The sequence below is a fragment of the Citrobacter sp. CK188 genome, from assembly GCF_030333525.1.
Lineage (GTDB): Bacteria > Pseudomonadota > Gammaproteobacteria > Enterobacterales > Enterobacteriaceae > Citrobacter_B > Citrobacter_B koseri.
Window position 1 is genome coordinate 42,917 of sequence record NZ_JAOWFU010000003.1, and the last position, 17,695, is coordinate 60,611.

Below are 17,695 nucleotides of genomic sequence, written 5' to 3' on the forward strand. Positions count from 1 at the left end.
GCTCCCCATATTACTATGGGGAGCAGTTATGAATATTAATGGACTAATATTATGCTTTCCTTCAAGAAAACATTAATCTGCGCCTGTTTATTGGCGTCATTTAACTGTCTGGCTGCCGGGATGGTGCCCGACACGTCGCTGCTGCTGATTAATGAAGAAGAGCAAGGCGGCAGTATGGATGTCAAAAACACCGATGCTGATGCCCAGCTCTTGTATACCAAAATCGTCAATCTTCCAGACGATCCTCAGCCTGGCCTGATTGTCACGCAACCCGTTACGCGTGTTGATGCCGGTAAGACGCAACGTGTGCGATTCGTTCTTAAAAATAGCGCGGAGCCGTTAAAAGTTGAGCATTTGAAGCGCGTTATTTTTACGACCATCCCGCAACGGGATAAAAACAAAGTTAAAGTGGTCTTTAGCCAAAACCTTCCCGTCATTATTCATCCTTCGGGTTTAGACGTGAATATGGAGCCGTGGAAAGATCTCCAGTGGCATATGCGCGGCGGAAAACTCAGCGTGGAAAATAAAACGCCTTATGTTATCCGTCTGGAGCAGAAAGTAAAATTATTGCCATCAGGCGCGCACGCTGATTTACCAAAGGCTTATATTCTGCCGGGTGAAACAATAAGTGCCCATGCCTCGACCACATTATCCGCACTGGATAAAAATATCGAAATGTATCCTGCTACGCGCTATGGCTATAAGGCGAAGAGTTTTGTTGCAGAAATAAAATAATTAATCTCAGTTTATTGTAAAACACATGGAGTGGTTATGATTCGCGGTTCCGCTAAAAAAGGAATTATTGTGTTTTGTCTGACGGCAATCGCTTTCAGTATACGGGCGGAAATAATGCCGACCTCTACTGGAACGATGGAGTTGGCGAGAGCGGTATTTGATACTGATGCATTAGAATCTAATGGTCTCGATCCTGTGATTGCTGATTATTATTCCTTAGCGTCCCGGTTCACTCCTGGTGTCCATAATGTGACCGTTATTATTAATGGCAAGAAACACAGTGTCATGTCGGTTAAGTTTAATGAGGAAGGGCAGCCCTGTATTGATAAAGCATTTCTGGAAAGCGCAGGACTCATCACGAAAATAAAAAGAGAAACCTGCCCGCTGATCCATCAATACTGGTCTACGGCAACCGTTAGCGCTACGCCTGAAACAGAAGAAATGTCGCTGGTTGTTCCGCAGGAAGCGATTGATCCAGATAATAACCGACAGGTCGCGGACGTTCGCGGTGGTCATGCCGCAATGCTGAATTACTCCATGTTTGGCACGCATTATAAATATGACGGCGATAATTCAGACCGCTTTCAGTCAACGTTTGAACTTGGTTTTAATGCGGGTGACTGGATTGTGCGCAGCACGCAATTCGTCAGCGACGGCAGCGACCAGGAATTAGAGACCGACTCGTATTATACCTACGCGCAACGCACTTTCGCCGACTATGGCGTGATGGTGCAGGGCGGGCAAATCAACATTGCCAACAGCCGCTTTAGTATTCCATCGGTCTACGGTGTGCAAGTCATGCCGGATAATACCCTGCTGCCGAACGAGGGGAGCGGCATCGAGGTGACGGGGATCGCCAGATATTCTCAGGCGCGCGTGGATATTCGCCAGGGCGGGCAGATCATCTATTCAACGCTTGTTCCCGCTGGCCCCTTTACCTTAACCGATGTACCCATTGCTAACCTCAACACCGACCTGAATGTCACGGTGACGGAGACCGATGGAAGCGAAAGCCATTTTACCGTATCGGCGAGCACGTTTCGTAGCAACCATGTCGGCAGGGCGCCGGGCTTTTCTCTGGCCGTGGGGCGTGCGGAAGATATGGACACGAATTTTGAGCAGCCCTGGATTGTGTCGGCGTCTGATGGCTGGTCAGTGAATAATCGTATGAATCTCATGGCCGGAATGGTGATGGCGGATAACCACTATTACGGTTTCTCTGCCAATGTGGATACCGTTCCCGTACAGAATTTATATGCCTCGCTCGGGTTTCTTGGGTCGATCGATAACCGTAGCCAGACTGATGGGCACAAAACCACGCTGGATCTTGGGTATTCCTTGCCCTGGGGGATGGGGATTTCGCTGGGCGGCAGCTACGGCACGGCGGACTATCGCGAAATGCAGGAACTGTATAGCGACGACGATGATTACTCCCCAACGAAATACGATACGAACGTCGCGGTCAGTTGGTCGGATACGCTTCTGGGGCGTTTTTCACTCGGCTACTACCGTAATGAGGCCTGGGACAGCGACTATAATAGCCGCCGCATTATCTCTTCCTGGTCGCAAACCTATAAATATTTCAGCGTCAGCGTGAACTGGGAATCGGATATCAGTCGTGGGGATGAGAGCGATCACGATATGTTCTACGTGAACGTTTCTGTTCCGTTAGGCCGTACCGGTGTTTCAACGAACTCGTGGTATCGCGAGAGTGAAGGAAGAAGCTCTTATGGCACGCGGGCGATGGGGTCGCTGAATGACGACAACCAATACACGGTCGGCGTGTCTCGCGATCAGGACGAAAGTGTTACCGACTGGGATAGCTCGCTTAACAGCAATCTTCACTATACCACGCTGTCCGTGGCGGCTGGCGGCGATAACGACAGCAATACGAACTACTCTGCCGCATTGAGTGGCGGCATTGTGGCGCATGACGATGGCGTGACCTTCTCACCGTATCCGGTCGCGGACACGTATGCCATTACCCAACTGGACAAGCCTGTTGCCGGTATCGAAATCGTGACGTCGCGCGGGCCCGTCTGGACCGATAAATGGGGTCAGGCCGTTGTCCCGTCATTGACGCCGTTCCATGAAAGTACGCTGGAACTCAATACCCAAAGTCTTCCGGGCAATCTTGACGTCAATAATGGCCGGACGGCGATTAAAGCGTCGCACGGGGCGGTCGCGAAATGGCAATTCACCACGCTGAGTCAGCGGCGCGTGCTGCTCTCTGTCATGCGTGCAGACGGTACTCCGTTGCCGAAAGGCGTCTCCATTGTCAACGACGCCGGGGAATACATCACTTCCGCGCCAGAGGACGGTTTGATCTTCCTGAATGATATCTCAGCAAGCCATCAGCTGTATGCGAAGGTGGACGGTGGACGATGCAAACTGAACTACACCCTGCCGGAAGCCGATCCGCAGAAATTCTACGAGGAGATAAAAGGGAAATGTCTCTAATGAAACAGGGAGCTGGCTCCATGAAACACCTTAGCGTTTTTATGTCTGTATTACTGGCGGGTTTCTTGTGTGGGAATGCGCCATCCGCACTGGCGGAAGAAGGCGACTGTCAGATTTTATCTTCGACAAAACAGGTCGACTATGGGCGGTTCCGCAGGGAGGATATGAGGGAGGGGAGCACCGAATACGCCGGGAATATGTATCACGGTTATGCCTCCGTCACCCGGGAGTTACAGGTCTCCGTCATCTGTACTGATGAACATAAAATTCGGCTCTTTGTGGATGGCCCCGCCCGGCAGGGGCAGGCCTGGCAGTTTTCTGACAACGGCGCGATGTCGATTAAAATGAAAAATGCCAGAGTCGATAACGCTCCCGTTCAGTTGGCTTCGGTTCCCCGCGGCGCGGCGCAGGTATCGGGCGGCGCTGCGGAAATGACGCTGTTGCCGGATATGTCCGCTGCTGCGGTAAACGGTCAGGAAGTGGCAGGAAAACAGTGGGTTGCAACACTGATGATCACCACTTATCTTGCCGATAAAGCTTTCCAGACCAGCAATACGCAGGATCTGGAAGAAACCTACACCGTGTCGTTTGACGCTCTCGCGGCTAACTAGCGTTCTCATCCTGCCGACCGGGGCGGTTTTGCCCCGGTTTTGACCTCACAAAAATAATGGAGGACAATAACCGCAGTTAAATGCGCAAAGGCGCTCTCATCCTGCCTGAACGCAATCTCTCTTATCGTGAGTCCATACCAGGAAGCTGCTTTGTCTGACCATCAAAATTTATCCCCGGAGGGCGCTGTTTCTCATGCCGTCTGGACGCGCGGGTGCCTGACGCAATCAAAACCGGATATGCTGGCGACGGAAGTTCCTGTCGCGCTGGTCTATAACGGCATTTCCCATGTGGTGATGATGACCACGCCGAAAGATCTGGAGCAATTCGCGATCGGTTTTTCACTGTCGGAAGGCATTATTGAATGTCCGCAGGATATTTATGGCATGGACGTCGTTCCTTCCTGCAACGGCCTTGAAGTGCAGATTGAGCTTTCCAGCCGCCGTTTTATGGGGCTGAAAGAACGTCGTCGCGCCCTGGCCGGGCGTACCGGCTGCGGCGTTTGCGGCGTGGAGCAGCTGAATGACATCGGCAAACCCATTACGCCGCTCCCGTTTACCCAAACCTTTAACCTGGCGAATCTTGATCGCGCGTTGAAGCATCTGTCTGATTTTCAACCGGTCGGTCAGCTTACCGGCTGTACTCACGCGGCGGCGTGGGCGATGCCGTCCGGTGAATTAGCGGGCGGGCATGAAGATGTCGGTCGCCATGTCGCGCTGGATAAACTGCTGGGGCACCGGGCGACGGAAGGCGAAAGCTGGCAGCAGGGCGCGGTGCTGGTCTCCAGTCGCGCCAGCTATGAAATGGTGCAGAAATCGGCGATGTGCGGCGTTGAAATCCTGTTTGCCGTCTCCGCTGCCACCACGTTAGCGGTTGACGTGGCTGAGCGCTGTAACCTGACGCTGGTGGGCTTTTGCAAGCCGGGCAAGGCGACAATTTATACGCATCCACGGCGTTTGATGACAGGTTGAATTTTATTCAGTAAATTTGAAAAAGAATAGCAAATCCTTCCGCTTTTAGTTGTTCGAATACCGGCCTATTATTTATCACATCAAGGCACGGTGCCTTACTTAAACAACTAAGTTAAAGGGTTTATATCATGAAAAACATCAAAATTTTTGTCGTAGTTATCGCTCTCGCTACTTCTTTCGGCTCTTTCGCCGCTCAGTCTGTTACCGCGACGGGCTCTACTCTGGAAAGCGCAGAAGCAAAAATCGCCGCTCAGGCTCAGCAGGCTGGCGCCAGTGATTACAAAATCACTTCCGCATACTCCGGTAACCGCGTGCATATGACCGCTGAACTGCTGAAATAAGTGATCCAAAACTGTCGAAAGAGCGCCTTCAGGGCGCTTTTTTCGTTTCTGCGTTTACTGTTTTACTATTCCGATAAATGCCTCATATTTAGTGCATACCCGCCAGCCTCAGCAGTGCTGTCACCACCGCCGCAGCGATAATCACCACAATCAGCGGCATTTTGCGCCACGCCAGGAAAACAGCGAACGCGACGCCCAGTACCCTCGCCATTCCGGCAAAATGTTCGCCTTCATAAAACGTGGTTGCCAGCGCCACTGAAAACAGCAATACCGTTGCCGCATCCGACAATAGCGCCTGAGAACGTTCGGAGAGCGCCAGCCGGTTGCCGAGCTTTGCTCCGCCAAGACGCATCAGATAGGTGCCTGCCGATAACACAGCAATACCGACGATAAACAGCGTCATGTTGCCCATTATTTTTTCCTCGTCAGTAAGCCAAGCAGAGAGAGCAGTACCGGCAACCCGACCGGTGCGAAGGGGACGGCGGCAAGCGACAGCCCGGCGCCGCTACAGGCGCGGATCAGCGTGGTACGATTCCTGAACGCCGGGATCACTAACGCCAATAAAATGGCGGGAAATACCGCATCCAGACCGATGGTTTCCGGTGCCGGGAGCAGTTTGCCGACCATCGCGCCAAGCAGTGCGCCCAGCGGCCAAAAAATTGCGACGCCCGCGCCGCACAGCCAGTAGGCGGCTTTGCGCTGTTGCCGTGTTTTTTGCGACAGACCAAAGACGACGCTTTCATCATTCATGATATGGCAGCCCAGAAAGCTGGCGGCGCGGGTGCCTACCAGTTCACGTACCGTTACGCCGAATGGAATGTGGCGGGCATTCACCAGCAAACCGGCAGCGGCGGCGGCCAGCGGGTTCCCGCCGCTGGCGACAATGCCGATAAACATAAATTCGGACGCCCCCGCCAGGACAAAAATGGAGAGTACAAACGGCACCCAAATCGGGAAGCCGTAGGCCATCGCCAGCGATCCGTAGGACATCCCGACGACGCCAACGGCCAGACACACTAAAAATATCGCTTTTATCGTGTCTCCGCTGAGACATGAGAGGTGATGTTTCATACTATTTTAGCCATATCGAACGAATTTCCATTATAATGAACGCAACAGAATTGATTTACAAGTCGAACGATTCGTTCGATATAAAGAACGCGGAGTCGTGAATGACACAGCCCATTAGCGTGATCGCGAAAAGCCTGGTGCGCGAACGTCAGCGTACCGGCCTGTCGCTGGCGGAAATCGCCCGGCGTGCGGGGATTGCGAAATCTACCCTGTCGCAACTGGAAGCGGGCAATGGAAATCCTAGCCTGGAAACGCTCTGGGCGCTTTGCGTGGCCCTGGATATTCCCTTTGCACGTCTGCTGGAGCCGCAGGCGCAAAAAACGCAGGTGATTCGTCGCGGAGAAGGGACAAAAGTGGTGGCGGAACAGGCCCACTATCAGGCTATTTTACTGGCTGCCTGTCCGCCAGGGGCGCGGCGCGATATCTACCTGCTGCTGACGCAGCCGGGGGCGGATCGTATTTCACATCCACATCCGCCGGGATCGGTGGAGCATATTATTGTGACGCAGGGGAAAGCGCTTGTCGGGCTGACAGAGGCGCCGGAAGAGTTAGGCGAGGGCGATTATATTTGTTATCCCGCCGATCAGGAGCACATTTTTAAAGCGCTGGAAGCGGATACGCAGGCGATCCTGGTGGCCGAGCAAAATTAATTCCGCGCGATGAGGTTTATGATGCCGGATGGCGCTGACGCTTATCCGGCCTACAATTTCGTGCCGTTTGCTACCTGTAAGCCGGATAAGACGCGTTAGCGCCGCCATCCGGCGTTGAGTCATCCGGCTTCAGACAGCCTACGCCAGGTAAAACACTTCTTTCAGCTCTGCGCTCACCGGGCTGTTATCCGGGTTGGCAGGCATCACGTCGCGCATATGCTTCCACCAACGCTGGCACACGTCGGTACTGGCGATGGCATTCCAGCGCTCTTCCGATTCAATCTCGACGGTCGCGAACAACAGGTTGCGTTCTTTATCGAGGTAAATCGCATAGTGATGCGCGCCATGCGCTTTCAATACGCTTTCCAGCTCCGGCCAGATGGGATTATGGCGACGCTGATACTCCTCGTGTGCGTCGGCATTCACCTGCATCACAAACGCTTTGCGGATCATAGCGCCTCCAGATACAACTCGCGGACGTCATCGCGGCTGGCGGTGCGTGGATTGCACGGCGCACACGGATCTGCCAGCGCTTTGTCCAGCCAGCCTTCAATATCGTCTTTCGTGACGCCCAGTGTGCTGAAACCTTCAGGAATGCCGACGCGTTTGCTCAATGCGCGAATTGCATTGATCGCTTCCATACTCGCCGCCTCAATGCTCATACCTTGAGTATCGACGCCCATCGCCTGGGCGACGCGGGCAAAACGCGCGACTGCGTTCGGGCGGTTAAAGTTCTCAATGATCGGCAGCAGGATGGCGTTACAGACGCCATGCGGCAGGTTGTGCGTGGCGCCCGGCTGATGCGCCAGCGCGTGTACCAGACCAAGACCAGCGCTGTTGAACGCCATACCCGCCAGATACTGGCCAAACGCCATCTGCTCACGCGCTTCGAGGTTGTGGCCGTCATCAACCGCTTTCGGCAACCACAGGTTAATCAGCCGAATGGCTTCCAGCGCATTGGCGTCGGTAAGCGGATGCGCGCCAACCGAGACATAGGCCTCAATGGCGTGGGTCAGCGCATCCATGCCGGTGGCGGCAGTGACGGATGGCGGGATGTCCAGCATAACGCTGGCGTCGTCCACCGCGATATCAGGGATGATATTCGGGTCGATGATGACCTCTTTGACCTGGCGCGCGGAGTCGATAATGACGGCATTGCTGGTCATTTCCGCTGCCGTACCGGCGGTGGTATTAATCGCCACCAGCGGAACGCCCGCGTTTTTGACTTTGCCGACGCCAGAATAGGCGGTAGAGGGGCCAGGGTTCGCCGTCAGAATTTTGACCGCTTTGGCGGTATCGATCGGGCTGCCGCCGCCGAAGGCGATGATGTAATCACACTGCGCGTCCTGATATGCCGCATACCCTTTTTGCACCAGTTCTTCAGTGGGGTTCGGGAAAACCTCGTCGAAAAGGTGGTACGACATCTGATGCGCGTCAAGCGCGGCAAACAGGCTGTCCAGCAGGCCCAGTTTTACCAGTTGCCCGTCAGTGACGACCAGCGCTTTACCCCATTGCTTGTTCGCGACGAGGTTAACCATATCGCCGATTGCGCCTGCGCCATGCAGGCTAATTTTGGGAAGTGCCAACATGAAGCTCATGAATATTCTCCTTAAGATTGACGCGTTACCCTATTGCCCGATGACGCTGCGCTTATCCGGCCTACGGCTTCGTAGGCCGGATAAGGCGAAGCCGCCATCCGGCATTGGATTGCGGAAAGAATCAGTACAACGCTAATGCGCTGGCAAGCGGAGTCACGCCAAAGCGTTTGCCAAGCGCTACCAGTTCTTCACGCGTGATGGTTTGCTTCATACCGCCCATCGAATAGATTTTGACCAGCACCTCCGCAGACTTCTCGGCGGTATCGATCAGGCCGAATGTTTCATCCAGCGTCGGGCCGCTGCCGAACACGCCGTGGAAGGGCCACAGCACCAGCGAGTGCTTCTGCATTTCCTGCGCGGTGGCCTGACCGATCTCATCGGTGCCCGGCACCATCCACGGCAGAATGCCGACGCCGTCCGGGAACACCACCAGGCACTCGGTGCTGCCTTCCCACAGTTTGCGGGTGAAAAGCGGCGTGTTGTTTTCCAGCACGTAGGTTAGCGCGATCAGGTTGGTGGCGTGGCAATGCATAATCACGCGGTCTTTGCCATCGGTGGCGTTAATGCGCTCGCAGTGGGAGAGGAAGTGAGCCGGCAGTTCGGAGGTTGGAACCGCCTCATGATTCAGCCCCCACAGAATGTGGTAGCCCGCGCCGTCGCTGTCCACTTTCACCACGCCTAAATTCGCTGCCGGATCGAGCTGTACGTTGCGGAAGAATTTGCCGGAGCCGGTGACGATAAACGGCGTGTTCGCCAGCCGCGGCATTGGCTGACTCAGCGCGATATAGCGCGGCTCCTGGTGGAAATCGTCGGTAAACGGCGCGATATCCGCCTCATCCAGACGCAGCGTCAGGTTGCCGCCGTTGCGTTCGTCCCAGCCCTTCAGCCAGGCGTCGGAGGTGGCTTTGATCATTCCCTGGACAAACCAGGAGTGGGTAATGTTCTGCATGTTCGGTGTTCCCATTTATTGCCCGAACGTTATCGGGTCTTACGTAGGCCGGATAAGCGCAGCGCCATCCGGCAATCGTGTTTCATTTATTGCCGGATGGCGACGCGGAACGTCTTATCCGGCCTACAAGTCAGGCGTCGCGGTTAGCTACGTTTGCTCAGAATCTCTTTTTCATAGGCACGGACGCTTTCCAGCCACTGGCTGCCGGCTGGCGTGTCGTGACGCTGGCAATACATTTCCCAGACGGCTTGCCACGGCAGGGATTTCTGCTCTTCCAGCAGCGCCAGGCGGGCGGTGTAATCGCCGCTGGCTTCTAACTGACGCAGTTGCCCGGTTGGTTCCAGCAGCGCGCGCAGCAGCGCTTTCTTCATATTGCGCGTGCCGATAACCCACGCGGCGATACGGTTGATGGAGGCATCGAAGAAATCGAGGCCGATATGCACGCGGTCAAACAGGTTATGACGCACGATTTCGCTGGCAATTGCCTGGGTTTCATCATCCAGTAGCACGACGTGGTCGCTGTCCCAGCGTACCGGGCGGCTGACGTGCAGCAGTAGGCGCGGCACATACAGCATGGCGGCGGAAATCTTGTCGGAAATCACTTCGGTCGGATGGAAGTGGCCCGCGTCGAGGCACAGCGCGGTCTGGCGGCTGGTGGCGTAGCCCATGTAGAACTCGTTGGAGCCGACGGTATAGCTTTCCGCGCCAATACCGAACAGTTTGCTTTCCACGGCGTCGATGTGATGCGCTGGATTCAGTTTTTCGCTGATCACCTCGTCCAGCGCCTCCAGCAGGCGTTGGCGCGGCGCTAAGCGGTCAACGGTGATGTCTTTCATGCCATCCGGGACCCAGATGTTCATCACCGACGGCGTGCCCAGTTGCTCACCGAAGTACGCGGATACGCGGCGGCTGGCCTTGCAGTGGTCAATCCAGAACTGGCGAATGTTGTCGTCCGCGTGCGCCAGGGTAAAGCCGTCAGCGCTCAGCGGGTGAGAAAAGCAGGAGGGGTTGAAGTCCAGCCCTAACTGGTTCGCTTTTGCCCATTCCACCCAGTTTTTGAAGTGCTCCGGTTTGATCTGGTCGCGGGACACCGGCGTGTCAGACTCCAGATAGATTGCGTGTAAGTTCAGGCGTTTTGGCCCCGGGATCAGGCTTAGCGCCTGTTCCAGGTCGGCGCGCAGCTCGCTGGCGCTACGTGCTTTACCGGGATAGTTACCGGTGGCCTGAATACCGCCGGTGAGCGATCCTTCCGGGTTTTCGAATCCGGCGACGTCGTCGCCCTGCCAGCAGTGCATCGATACCGGCAGACGATCGAGCTGGCGTAACGCCTCCTCGACATCAATACCTACCGCAGCAAAACGTTGTTTCGCCAGTTCCCAGGCTTGTTCAAGTTGAGTGGTCATGCGCAAAGCTCCTTTGTCTGTCGTTTTGATTGAAACTGCGCAACGTGGCGGGCAATTTCACTGTCAGGATTTGGGGTAAAGGTCGTCAGGTCGTAGTTGGTTCTCACCACCTGACGGAAGTCGTCAACGTTGTTCAGTTCGTCCAGCGTCATGAGCTGGATGCCGATATTGCCGAGGGTGGAAGCCTCAATCGGCCCGGCCATCACGCGAATGCCGCAGGCATCCGCGCACAGCTGGTTCAGCAGGGCGTTCTGGCAACCTCCGCCGACGATGTGCAACTGGCTAAAGGCTTCACCACGCAGGTTCGCCAGCTCCTGCAACACATCGGCATACAGCAGCGCCAGACTGTCGAAAATGCAGCGTGCCAGTTCGGCGTTACGGGTGGGTTCCGGCTGGCCGGATTCACGGCAGGCCGCCTGAATCTCCGCGCTCATATCGGCGGGGTTGATAAAGCGATCGTCATTCGGGTTTATCAGGAAACGGCAGGCCGGAAGCGACTGGGTCTCGGCGATCAGCGCGGGCAGGTCGGTAATCTGGCGCTCTTTCAGTACGCGCTGAAGCAGCCAGAGCCCCATGATGTTTTTCAGCACCCGGTAGCGGCCTTCTGCGCCGCCTTCATTGGTGATGTTCGCCGCCAGCGCCGCGTCATCGGTGTAGGGCGTTCTACTCTCGAAGCCCATCAACGACCAGGTGCCGGAAGAGAGATAAGCGCTGTTTTTATCGGCCAGTGGAGAGGCGATCACCGCGCTGGCGGTGTCGTGACTGGCGACGGCGACCACCGGAATCTGATTTTTCTGTGGGCAGATCCAGTAGCCGATCACGTTGCCCGGATGGGTAGGTCTGCCAAACCAGGCTTTGTTGGCGCCGGTCCAGTCCAGCAGGGCATCGTCCCAGTCATCGCTGTTGATATTGACGAGCTGCGTGGTGGTGGCGTTGGTGTATTCCCAGTTCATTTCGCCCGTCAGGCGGAAACTGAAATAGTCGGGGATCAGCAGGGCATGCGCCACCTGCGGGATAAGTTCAGGCTGTTGTTCAACCAGCGCGCGGAGCTGATACAACGTATTGAACGGCAGAAACTGAATGCCGCTGCGGCGATAGATATCATGCTTACCGAGCTGCGCCAGCGCCTGCTGCATCACCCCCGTGGTACGGTTGTCGCGATAAGATACGGGCAGACCGACGCGCTGGCCGTGCTTGTCGAGCAGCACATAGTCCACGCCCCAGGTATCAATGCCGATGCTGTCAATACGGATACCTTCATCGCAGACTTTCTCCAGTCCAAGGCGAATTTCATTTTCCAGGCTGTCGATATCCCAGGCGTCGAACCCGTCTGTTTTTTGCAAACAGTTCGCGAAACGGTGGATTTCACGCAGCGTCAGGGCGTGTTGTTCACTGTCGTAACGCGCCAGCATTACGCGCCCGCTGGATGCCCCGAGATCGACAGCGACACAATGGCGAAAAGTCATGGTGAAGTCCTTCTGAGTTTCATTGCACTCAGTCTAAGAACCCCCAGGAAGGCGTACCTTCCTGTTACTGACAGGTTAAATTGGCCGCTGGCAAGGAGGCAAAGGTGAACGTGATAGCGTTCACAATTTCCGTTTATCAGCGTGAATTGGCCGGATGTGACGGCGTCCGCATTTCCTGATCTTTCCCGTCCTTTCTTGAAAAAACGACCGGGTTTGCGCGCTTTGGCGTTAAAAATTTAAGGTGAGGGTAGTAACCCTTAATTACTATTTCTGACATGTTTCTCATATCAGGAAGCCATCATGACCGTACTGCATAGCGTGGATTTTTTTCCGTCAGGTAAAGCGCCCGTGGCCATTGAACCCCGGCTTCCTCAGTCTGCTTTTCCTGAACATCATCATGATTTTCACGAGATTGTGATTGTTGAACATGGCACTGGCATTCATGTGTTCAATGGGCAGCCCTACACCATTAGTGGCGGTACGGTCTGCTTTGTTCGCGATCACGACAGACATCTGTATGAACATACCGACAACCTGTGTCTGACGAATGTGCTCTATCGCTCGCCGGACGCGTTTCAGTTTCTGGCGGGGCTGAACCAGCTCTTGCCGCAGGAACAGGATGGGCAGTACCCGTCACACTGGCGCGTGAATCAGAGCGCGTTGCAGCAGGTGCGGCAACTGGTGGCGCAGATGGAAAACGCCGGAGACGAGATGGACACGCCTGCGGTCGCCAACCGTGAAATTCTGTTTATGCAGTTGCTGGTGCTGCTGCGTAAAAGCAGCCTGATGGAAGGGGCGGCCAATAACGATGCGCGGCTGAATCAGTTGCTGGCCTGGCTGGAGGATCATTTTGCTGAAGAGGTGTGCTGGGAATCGATAGCCGACAAGTTTTCGCTCTCGCTGCGCACGCTGCATCGTCAGCTCAAACAACAGACCGGCCTGACGCCGCAGCGCTATCTTAACCGTCTGCGGCTTATCAAGGCTCGCCACCTGCTGCGTCACAGTGATGAAAGCGTCACAGATATCGCGTATCGCTGCGGTTTTGGCGACAGTAACCATTTTTCGACGCTGTTTCGCCGGGAATTTGACTGGTCGCCCAGGGATATTCGCCAGGGGCGGGACGCATTGCTACAGTAACGCGAAAGCTATCACCGTTTTTTGTCGCCAATTTGCTGATAATCGTCCCCTTCAATGCCGGATGGCGGCTTCGTCTTATCCGGCCTACGGCGGCGATCTGTAGGCCAGACAAACGTAGCGCCATCCGGTAAGCATTCAACGTGAGGTGCTGCGGTGGCAAATCAGTTAGTCCTTCTGAAAAAAGACTTTTTTGCGAATGACGGCCAGGCTGTCGCGGTTGCCGATCGCTATCCGCAAAATGTGTTCGCGGAACATACACACGAGTTTTGTGAACTGGTGTTGGTCTGGCGCGGCAACGGTTTGCATGTGCTCAACGATCGCCCTTACCGCATCACGCGCGGCGATCTGTTTTATATTCGCGCCGAGGACAGACACTCCTACACCTCCGTTAACGATTTGGTTTTGCAGAATATTATTTACTGCCCGGAGCGGTTGACCCTGAATCTTGGCTGGGAAAGCGCCATTCCGGGCTTTAACGGCAGTGAACGGCGCCCGCACTGGCGGCTGGGCAGCGTGGGGATGAATCAGGCGCGGCAGGTTATCAGCCAGCTTGAACATGAGAGCAATCAGGGCGATCCGCTGGCGAATGAGATGGCGGAACTGCTATTTGGTCAGCTGGTGATGACGCTAAAAAGACACCGCTATGCTACCGATGATCTCCCGACCAGAGCGAGCGAAACGTTGCTGGATAAATTGATTACCGCGCTGGCCGGCAGCCTGGAGCGCCCCTTTGCGCTGGATGCGTTTTGCGACCAGGAGCAGTGCAGCGAGCGGGTGCTGCGACAGCAGTTTCGCTCACAGACCGGGATGACCATCAACCAGTATCTTCGCCAGATCCGCATCTGCCATGCGCAGTATTTGCTTCAGCACAGCCGCCTGATGATCAGTGAGATTTCAATGCAGTGCGGCTTTGAGGACAGTAACTACTTTTCGGTGGTGTTTACGCGGGAAACCGGGATGACGCCCAGCCAGTGGCGTCATCACAGTACGCAAAACGATTAGCTTGCCATTCCCATGCCGACGATGTTGGCGGCAATAATAATGACCACGCAACCCAGACTGAGAACGCTGACAGGACGACGACCCGCGTTTTTCCACTCTTTCAGCACCAGACCCACAATCCCACCGCACAGCACGTAGAAGCTCATGTGCAGCATCCAACTGATGTAGTCATACTGCGGCGGAATGCGAGCGTGGCCCCAGGCGTAGAAAAAGAACTGCAAATACCACATCAGGCCACCCAGCGCGGACAGCAGGATATTGGTGATGATCATCGATTTTGCCAGCGAGAAGTCGGCTTTTATCGACAAGTTTTTCACTTTTGCCAGACGAATGAAACAGAAGCCCAGGTTGATCAGCGCGCCGCCGCCCATGATGACCACGTAGCTTGGCAGAGCGACATACAGCGGATCGACGCCGAGCGCGGCGGCGGCTTCATGCATCGGTTTGGCGGCGTTCATCGCAAAGGACATCCCGGCGGAGAAAATACCGCACATCACCGCCAGCAGCAGACCTTTTTTCAGGTTGAACTCCTCGGCGGTGATCCCCATTTTGCGCTCTTTTAACTGCCCGGCGCGGGTGACGATGCCAACGCCGATCAGCGCCACCAGGACGCCCAGCAGCGTCATTCGTCCGCCTTCGGTATTGATCAGCACATCAAAGTTTCCATTGATGATGGGGGTCATCAGGGTGCCGACGATCAGCGTAATACCAATCGCGATGCCGATCCCCATCGACATGCCGAGATAGCGCATGGTCAGGCCGTAGTTAATATTACCGATGCCCCACATTGCGCCGAACAGAAATACGGGCAACAGGGTGGAGAGGTTGAAGGAACTGTAATAGGCCCAGAAATCCGGGAGCAGCAGGGCGCTGATGGTCCAGGGCAGGATAAGCCAGGAGACAATCCCACCGATTGACCACATGGTTTCCCAGGACCATTGTTTAACTTGTTTGAACGGGGCATAAAAACAGGCTGCACTGGCCGCACCTATCAAATGCCAAAAGATACCCATCGTAATCGCGTTACTCATGACTTAATCCTCATCGTTTTTATTGCCGGTGTGACCCTCCCGACCTGATGAGTGTAAAAATTGCGCAGTTGATTAACCTTTTGAGGATTGCCGACATTTCTTCCTTCCTGGCAACCAGCACGTTATACGGGTGATTTGGCTCACATATTCAAGAACATAATGAAAAGTTATATCCTTATTAAAACTACGGCATTGATAAGCATTTTCAATATCATTTAATTAACTATAATGAACCAACTGCTTACGCGGCATTAACACTTCAGCCGCTCGACAATAATGGAGATGATTATGAGTTATACACTGCCATCCCTGCCGTACGCTTATGATGCGCTGGAACCGCACTTCGATAAGCAGACGATGGAAATCCACCATACCAAACACCATCAAACTTATGTCAACAACGCTAACGCGGCGCTGGAAAACCTGCCTGAATTCGCGAACCTGCCGGTTGAAGAACTGATCACCAAACTGGATCAGCTTCCGGCGGACAAAAAAACCGTACTGCGCAACAACGCGGGCGGCCACGCTAACCACAGCCTGTTCTGGAAAGGCCTGAAAAAAGGCACCGCTTTGCAGGGCGACCTGAAAGCGGCTATCGAACGTGATTTCGGTTCCGTTGATAACTTCAAAGCGGAGTTTGAAAAAGCGGCGGCAACGCGTTTCGGTTCCGGTTGGGCCTGGCTGGTGTTGCAGGGCGACAAACTGGCGGTTGTCTCTACCGCTAACCAGGACTCCCCGCTGATGGGCGAGGCCATTTCCGGCGTTTCCGGTTTCCCAATCCTGGGTCTGGACGTATGGGAACACGCTTACTACCTGAAATTCCAGAACCGTCGCCCGGACTACATCAAAGAGTTCTGGAACGTGGTGAACTGGGACGAAGCTGCTGCGCGTTTCGCGGCGAAAAAATAAGTCTTTTTGCCTGATGGCGCTGCGCTTATCAGGCCTACGAAGAGGATTTGTCGATTTGTAGGCTGGATAAGGCGTTAGCCGCCATCCGGCATTAGATTCAGCCCCCGCAGGCATAACCTGCGGGGGCTTTCTTTTAGGCGCTTTTGGGCTTGCCTGGTGTGACTTACGTCAAATTAAAAACATCAATCCATAAAAAATGAAACATAGTTTTGTTATGTGGTTGGGATCACTTTTATTGTTCGAATGAATGTCTATCGTTTCTTCATCAACGCGGGTGTGCCTCAAAGTAAGGTGCATTCGCCCATAAAAATTGCCCGTTTTTATGTCTACAGGTGAAGGAAATGCAGATTAAACGCACGATAGAAAAAGTCCCGGGTGGCATGATGCTCGTTCCGTTGTTCCTCGGCGCGCTATGCCACACCTTCGCGCCAGGTGCAGGGAAATACTTCGGCTCATTCACAAACGGTATGATCACCGGTACGGTGCCGATTCTGGCGGTCTGGTTCTTTTGTATGGGCGCGTCGATCAAACTGAGCGCCACAGGCACCGTACTGCGTAAATCCGGGACGCTGGTGGTGACCAAAATTGCGGTTGCCTGGGTGGTGGCCGCTATTGCGTCACGCGTTATCCCGGAACATGGGGTGGAAGCGGGCTTCTTCGCCGGGCTGTCGACGCTGGCGCTGGTGGCCTCTATGGACATGACCAACGGCGGGCTGTATGCCTCCATCATGCAGCAGTACGGCACCAAAGAAGAGGCCGGGGCATTTGTCCTGATGTCGCTGGAGTCAGGGCCGCTGATGACGATGGTTATTCTGGGAACCGCCGGGATTGCCTCGTTTGAACCGCATGTATTTGTGGGGGCGGTATTGCCGTTCCTGATTGGTTTCGCGCTGGGGAATCTCGACCCGGAACTGCGGGAATTCTTCAGCAAAGCGGTACAGACGCTGATCCCGTTCTTCGCCTTCGCACTGGGCAACACCATTGATTTGAGCGTGATTGCACAGACGGGCGTGCTGGGGATTCTACTGGGTGTGGCGGTCATTATTATCACCGGCATCCCGTTAATCATCGCTGACAAGTTTATCGGCGGCGGTGACGGTACGGCAGGTATTGCCGCCTCAAGTTCTGCGGGCGCCGCAGTAGCCACGCCCGTGCTGATCGCAGAGATGGTTCCGGCGTTTAAACCGATGGCGCCCGCCGCGACCTCGCTGGTTGCCACATCGGTTATCGTGACTTCGATTCTGGTGCCGATCATTACCTCAGTCTGGTCGCGGAAGGTGAAGGCCAGAGCGGCGGAAATCGATATTCGCGGTACGGTGAAATAAACCCGTTTTGCCGGATGACGGCTTATGCCTCATCCGGC

Annotated in this window: 18 protein-coding genes; 10 read left to right on the plus strand and 8 right to left on the minus strand. The window is 54.9% G+C overall.

The genetic code is table 11. From position 1 onward, the window contains the following. The first annotated feature begins 51 nt into the window (after nt 1-51). The 5 genes from OGV67_RS01500 (at nt 52) to OGV67_RS01520 (ending at nt 5,116) form a co-directional block, all read left to right on the plus strand. Nucleotides 52-735, plus strand: coding sequence for a fimbria/pilus chaperone family protein (locus OGV67_RS01500; RefSeq protein WP_012133912.1), 684 nt, complete (start codon nt 52-54; stop codon nt 733-735). Between the two features lie 36 nt (nt 736-771). After that, the gene (locus OGV67_RS01505) at nt 772-3,195 is read left to right on the plus strand and encodes a fimbrial biogenesis outer membrane usher protein (RefSeq protein WP_115615281.1); all 2,424 of its coding nucleotides are present in this window, start codon (nt 772-774) and stop codon (nt 3,193-3,195) included. Nucleotides 3,196-3,215: 20 nt separating this feature from the next. Continuing rightward, the gene (locus OGV67_RS01510) at nt 3,216-3,806 is read left to right on the plus strand and encodes a DUF1120 domain-containing protein (RefSeq protein WP_233598293.1); all 591 of its coding nucleotides are present in this window, start codon (nt 3,216-3,218) and stop codon (nt 3,804-3,806) included. A 216-nt stretch (nt 3,807-4,022) separates the two neighbouring features. Beyond that, a complete protein-coding gene (gene fdhD, locus OGV67_RS01515) occupies nt 4,023-4,775 on the plus strand; it encodes a formate dehydrogenase accessory sulfurtransferase FdhD (protein WP_320337787.1) in 753 nt (250 codons plus the stop codon). A 128-nt stretch (nt 4,776-4,903) separates the two neighbouring features. Then, entirely contained in the window at nt 4,904-5,116 is a 213-nt protein-coding gene (locus OGV67_RS01520; RefSeq protein ID WP_115615278.1) for a YdgH/BhsA/McbA-like domain containing protein, read from the plus strand. An 88-nt stretch (nt 5,117-5,204) separates the two neighbouring features. Here OGV67_RS01520 and OGV67_RS01525 read toward each other — a convergent pair whose 3' ends face one another. Further along, the gene (locus OGV67_RS01525) at nt 5,205-5,528 is read right to left on the minus strand and encodes an AzlD domain-containing protein (protein ID WP_012133907.1); all 324 of its coding nucleotides are present in this window, start codon (nt 5,526-5,528) and stop codon (nt 5,205-5,207) included. After that, nucleotides 5,528-6,187 carry an AzlC family ABC transporter permease gene (locus tag OGV67_RS01530; RefSeq protein WP_047459858.1) on the minus strand — a complete coding sequence of 220 codons (660 nt, stop codon included), beginning with the start codon at nt 6,185-6,187 and terminating at the stop codon, nt 5,528-5,530. The genes OGV67_RS01525 and OGV67_RS01530 overlap by 1 nt, the downstream gene beginning before the upstream one ends. Before the next feature lie 101 nt (nt 6,188-6,288). On the opposite strand from OGV67_RS01530, the gene OGV67_RS01535 reads away from it, so the two are divergent. Then, on the plus strand, nt 6,289-6,837 hold the full coding sequence (locus OGV67_RS01535) for a helix-turn-helix domain-containing protein (RefSeq protein WP_012133905.1): 549 nt from the start codon (nt 6,289-6,291) through the stop codon (nt 6,835-6,837). 138 nt (nt 6,838-6,975) lie between these two features. Here the strand turns inward: OGV67_RS01535 and rhaM are convergent, their stop codons facing one another. From rhaM to rhaB, 5 genes are all read right to left on the minus strand, one after another. Further along, nucleotides 6,976-7,290, minus strand: a complete 315-nt coding sequence (gene rhaM, locus OGV67_RS01540) for an L-rhamnose mutarotase (protein WP_012133904.1) — start codon at nt 7,288-7,290, stop codon at nt 6,976-6,978. Continuing rightward, the gene (gene fucO, locus OGV67_RS01545; RefSeq protein WP_058668376.1) at nt 7,287-8,435 is read right to left on the minus strand and encodes a lactaldehyde reductase; all 1,149 of its coding nucleotides are present in this window, start codon (nt 8,433-8,435) and stop codon (nt 7,287-7,289) included. The genes rhaM and fucO overlap by 4 nt, the downstream gene beginning before the upstream one ends. 121 nt (nt 8,436-8,556) lie before the next feature. Then, nucleotides 8,557-9,384 carry a rhamnulose-1-phosphate aldolase gene (gene rhaD, locus OGV67_RS01550; RefSeq protein WP_049009559.1) on the minus strand — a complete coding sequence of 276 codons (828 nt, stop codon included), beginning with the start codon at nt 9,382-9,384 and terminating at the stop codon, nt 8,557-8,559. Nucleotides 9,385-9,527: 143 nt separating this feature from the next. Then, complete coding sequence (rhaA, locus tag OGV67_RS01555) at nt 9,528-10,787, minus strand: L-rhamnose isomerase (RefSeq protein WP_012133900.1); 1,260 nt, start codon at nt 10,785-10,787, stop codon at nt 9,528-9,530. Next, the gene (gene rhaB, locus OGV67_RS01560) at nt 10,784-12,253 is read right to left on the minus strand and encodes a rhamnulokinase (protein WP_115615276.1); all 1,470 of its coding nucleotides are present in this window, start codon (nt 12,251-12,253) and stop codon (nt 10,784-10,786) included. The genes rhaA and rhaB overlap by 4 nt, the downstream gene beginning before the upstream one ends. A 300-nt stretch (nt 12,254-12,553) precedes the next feature. Between rhaB and rhaS the strand changes: the two genes are divergently transcribed. Continuing rightward, a complete protein-coding gene (rhaS, locus tag OGV67_RS01565) occupies nt 12,554-13,390 on the plus strand; it encodes an HTH-type transcriptional activator RhaS (protein ID WP_012133897.1) in 837 nt (278 codons plus the stop codon). A 153-nt stretch (nt 13,391-13,543) separates the two neighbouring features. Then, nucleotides 13,544-14,392 carry an HTH-type transcriptional activator RhaR gene (gene rhaR, locus OGV67_RS01570; RefSeq protein WP_047459845.1) on the plus strand — a complete coding sequence of 283 codons (849 nt, stop codon included), beginning with the start codon at nt 13,544-13,546 and terminating at the stop codon, nt 14,390-14,392. Here the strand turns inward: rhaR and rhaT are convergent. Continuing rightward, the gene (gene rhaT, locus OGV67_RS01575) at nt 14,389-15,423 is read right to left on the minus strand and encodes an L-rhamnose/proton symporter RhaT (RefSeq protein WP_049009553.1); all 1,035 of its coding nucleotides are present in this window, start codon (nt 15,421-15,423) and stop codon (nt 14,389-14,391) included. The two genes, rhaR and rhaT, sit on opposite strands and share 4 nt — an antisense overlap. Nucleotides 15,424-15,711: 288 nt before the next feature. Here rhaT and sodA point away from each other — a divergent pair, with 288 nt between their 5' ends. Together sodA and kdgT are read left to right on the plus strand one after the other, a co-directional pair. Continuing rightward, complete coding sequence (gene sodA, locus OGV67_RS01580) at nt 15,712-16,332, plus strand: superoxide dismutase [Mn] (protein ID WP_024130664.1); 621 nt, start codon at nt 15,712-15,714, stop codon at nt 16,330-16,332. Between the two features lie 341 nt (nt 16,333-16,673). After that, nucleotides 16,674-17,657: a 2-keto-3-deoxygluconate transporter gene (kdgT, locus tag OGV67_RS01585; protein WP_012133890.1), complete on the plus strand. Its 984-nt coding sequence runs from the start codon at nt 16,674-16,676 to the stop codon at nt 17,655-17,657. Nucleotides 17,658-17,695: the final 38 nt, after the last annotated feature.

Bases quoted from the DNA above. Each gene is read 5' to 3' on its own strand.
- rhaS (WP_012133897.1), top strand. From the start codon at position 12,554: ATGACCGTACTGCATAGCGTGGATTTTTTTCCGTCAGGTAAAGCGCCC.
- OGV67_RS01525 (WP_012133907.1), bottom strand. From the start codon at position 5,528: ATGGGCAACATGACGCTGTTTATCGTCGGTATTGCTGTGTTATCGGCA.
- rhaD (WP_049009559.1), bottom strand. From the start codon at position 9,384: ATGCAGAACATTACCCACTCCTGGTTTGTCCAGGGAATGATCAAAGCC.
- rhaA (WP_012133900.1), bottom strand. From the start codon at position 10,787: ATGACCACTCAACTTGAACAAGCCTGGGAACTGGCGAAACAACGTTTT.
- sodA (WP_024130664.1), top strand. From the start codon at position 15,712: ATGAGTTATACACTGCCATCCCTGCCGTACGCTTATGATGCGCTGGAA.
- rhaM (WP_012133904.1), bottom strand. From the start codon at position 7,290: ATGATCCGCAAAGCGTTTGTGATGCAGGTGAATGCCGACGCACACGAG.
- OGV67_RS01510 (WP_233598293.1), top strand. From the start codon at position 3,216: ATGAAACACCTTAGCGTTTTTATGTCTGTATTACTGGCGGGTTTCTTG.
- OGV67_RS01530 (WP_047459858.1), bottom strand. From the start codon at position 6,187: ATGAAACATCACCTCTCATGTCTCAGCGGAGACACGATAAAAGCGATA.
- rhaT (WP_049009553.1), bottom strand. From the start codon at position 15,423: ATGAGTAACGCGATTACGATGGGTATCTTTTGGCATTTGATAGGTGCG.
- rhaB (WP_115615276.1), bottom strand. From the start codon at position 12,253: ATGACTTTTCGCCATTGTGTCGCTGTCGATCTCGGGGCATCCAGCGGG.
- OGV67_RS01535 (WP_012133905.1), top strand. From the start codon at position 6,289: ATGACACAGCCCATTAGCGTGATCGCGAAAAGCCTGGTGCGCGAACGT.
- fucO (WP_058668376.1), bottom strand. From the start codon at position 8,435: ATGAGCTTCATGTTGGCACTTCCCAAAATTAGCCTGCATGGCGCAGGC.
- OGV67_RS01520 (WP_115615278.1), top strand. From the start codon at position 4,904: ATGAAAAACATCAAAATTTTTGTCGTAGTTATCGCTCTCGCTACTTCT.
- OGV67_RS01505 (WP_115615281.1), top strand. From the start codon at position 772: ATGATTCGCGGTTCCGCTAAAAAAGGAATTATTGTGTTTTGTCTGACG.
- kdgT (WP_012133890.1), top strand. From the start codon at position 16,674: ATGCAGATTAAACGCACGATAGAAAAAGTCCCGGGTGGCATGATGCTC.
- OGV67_RS01500 (WP_012133912.1), top strand. From the start codon at position 52: ATGCTTTCCTTCAAGAAAACATTAATCTGCGCCTGTTTATTGGCGTCA.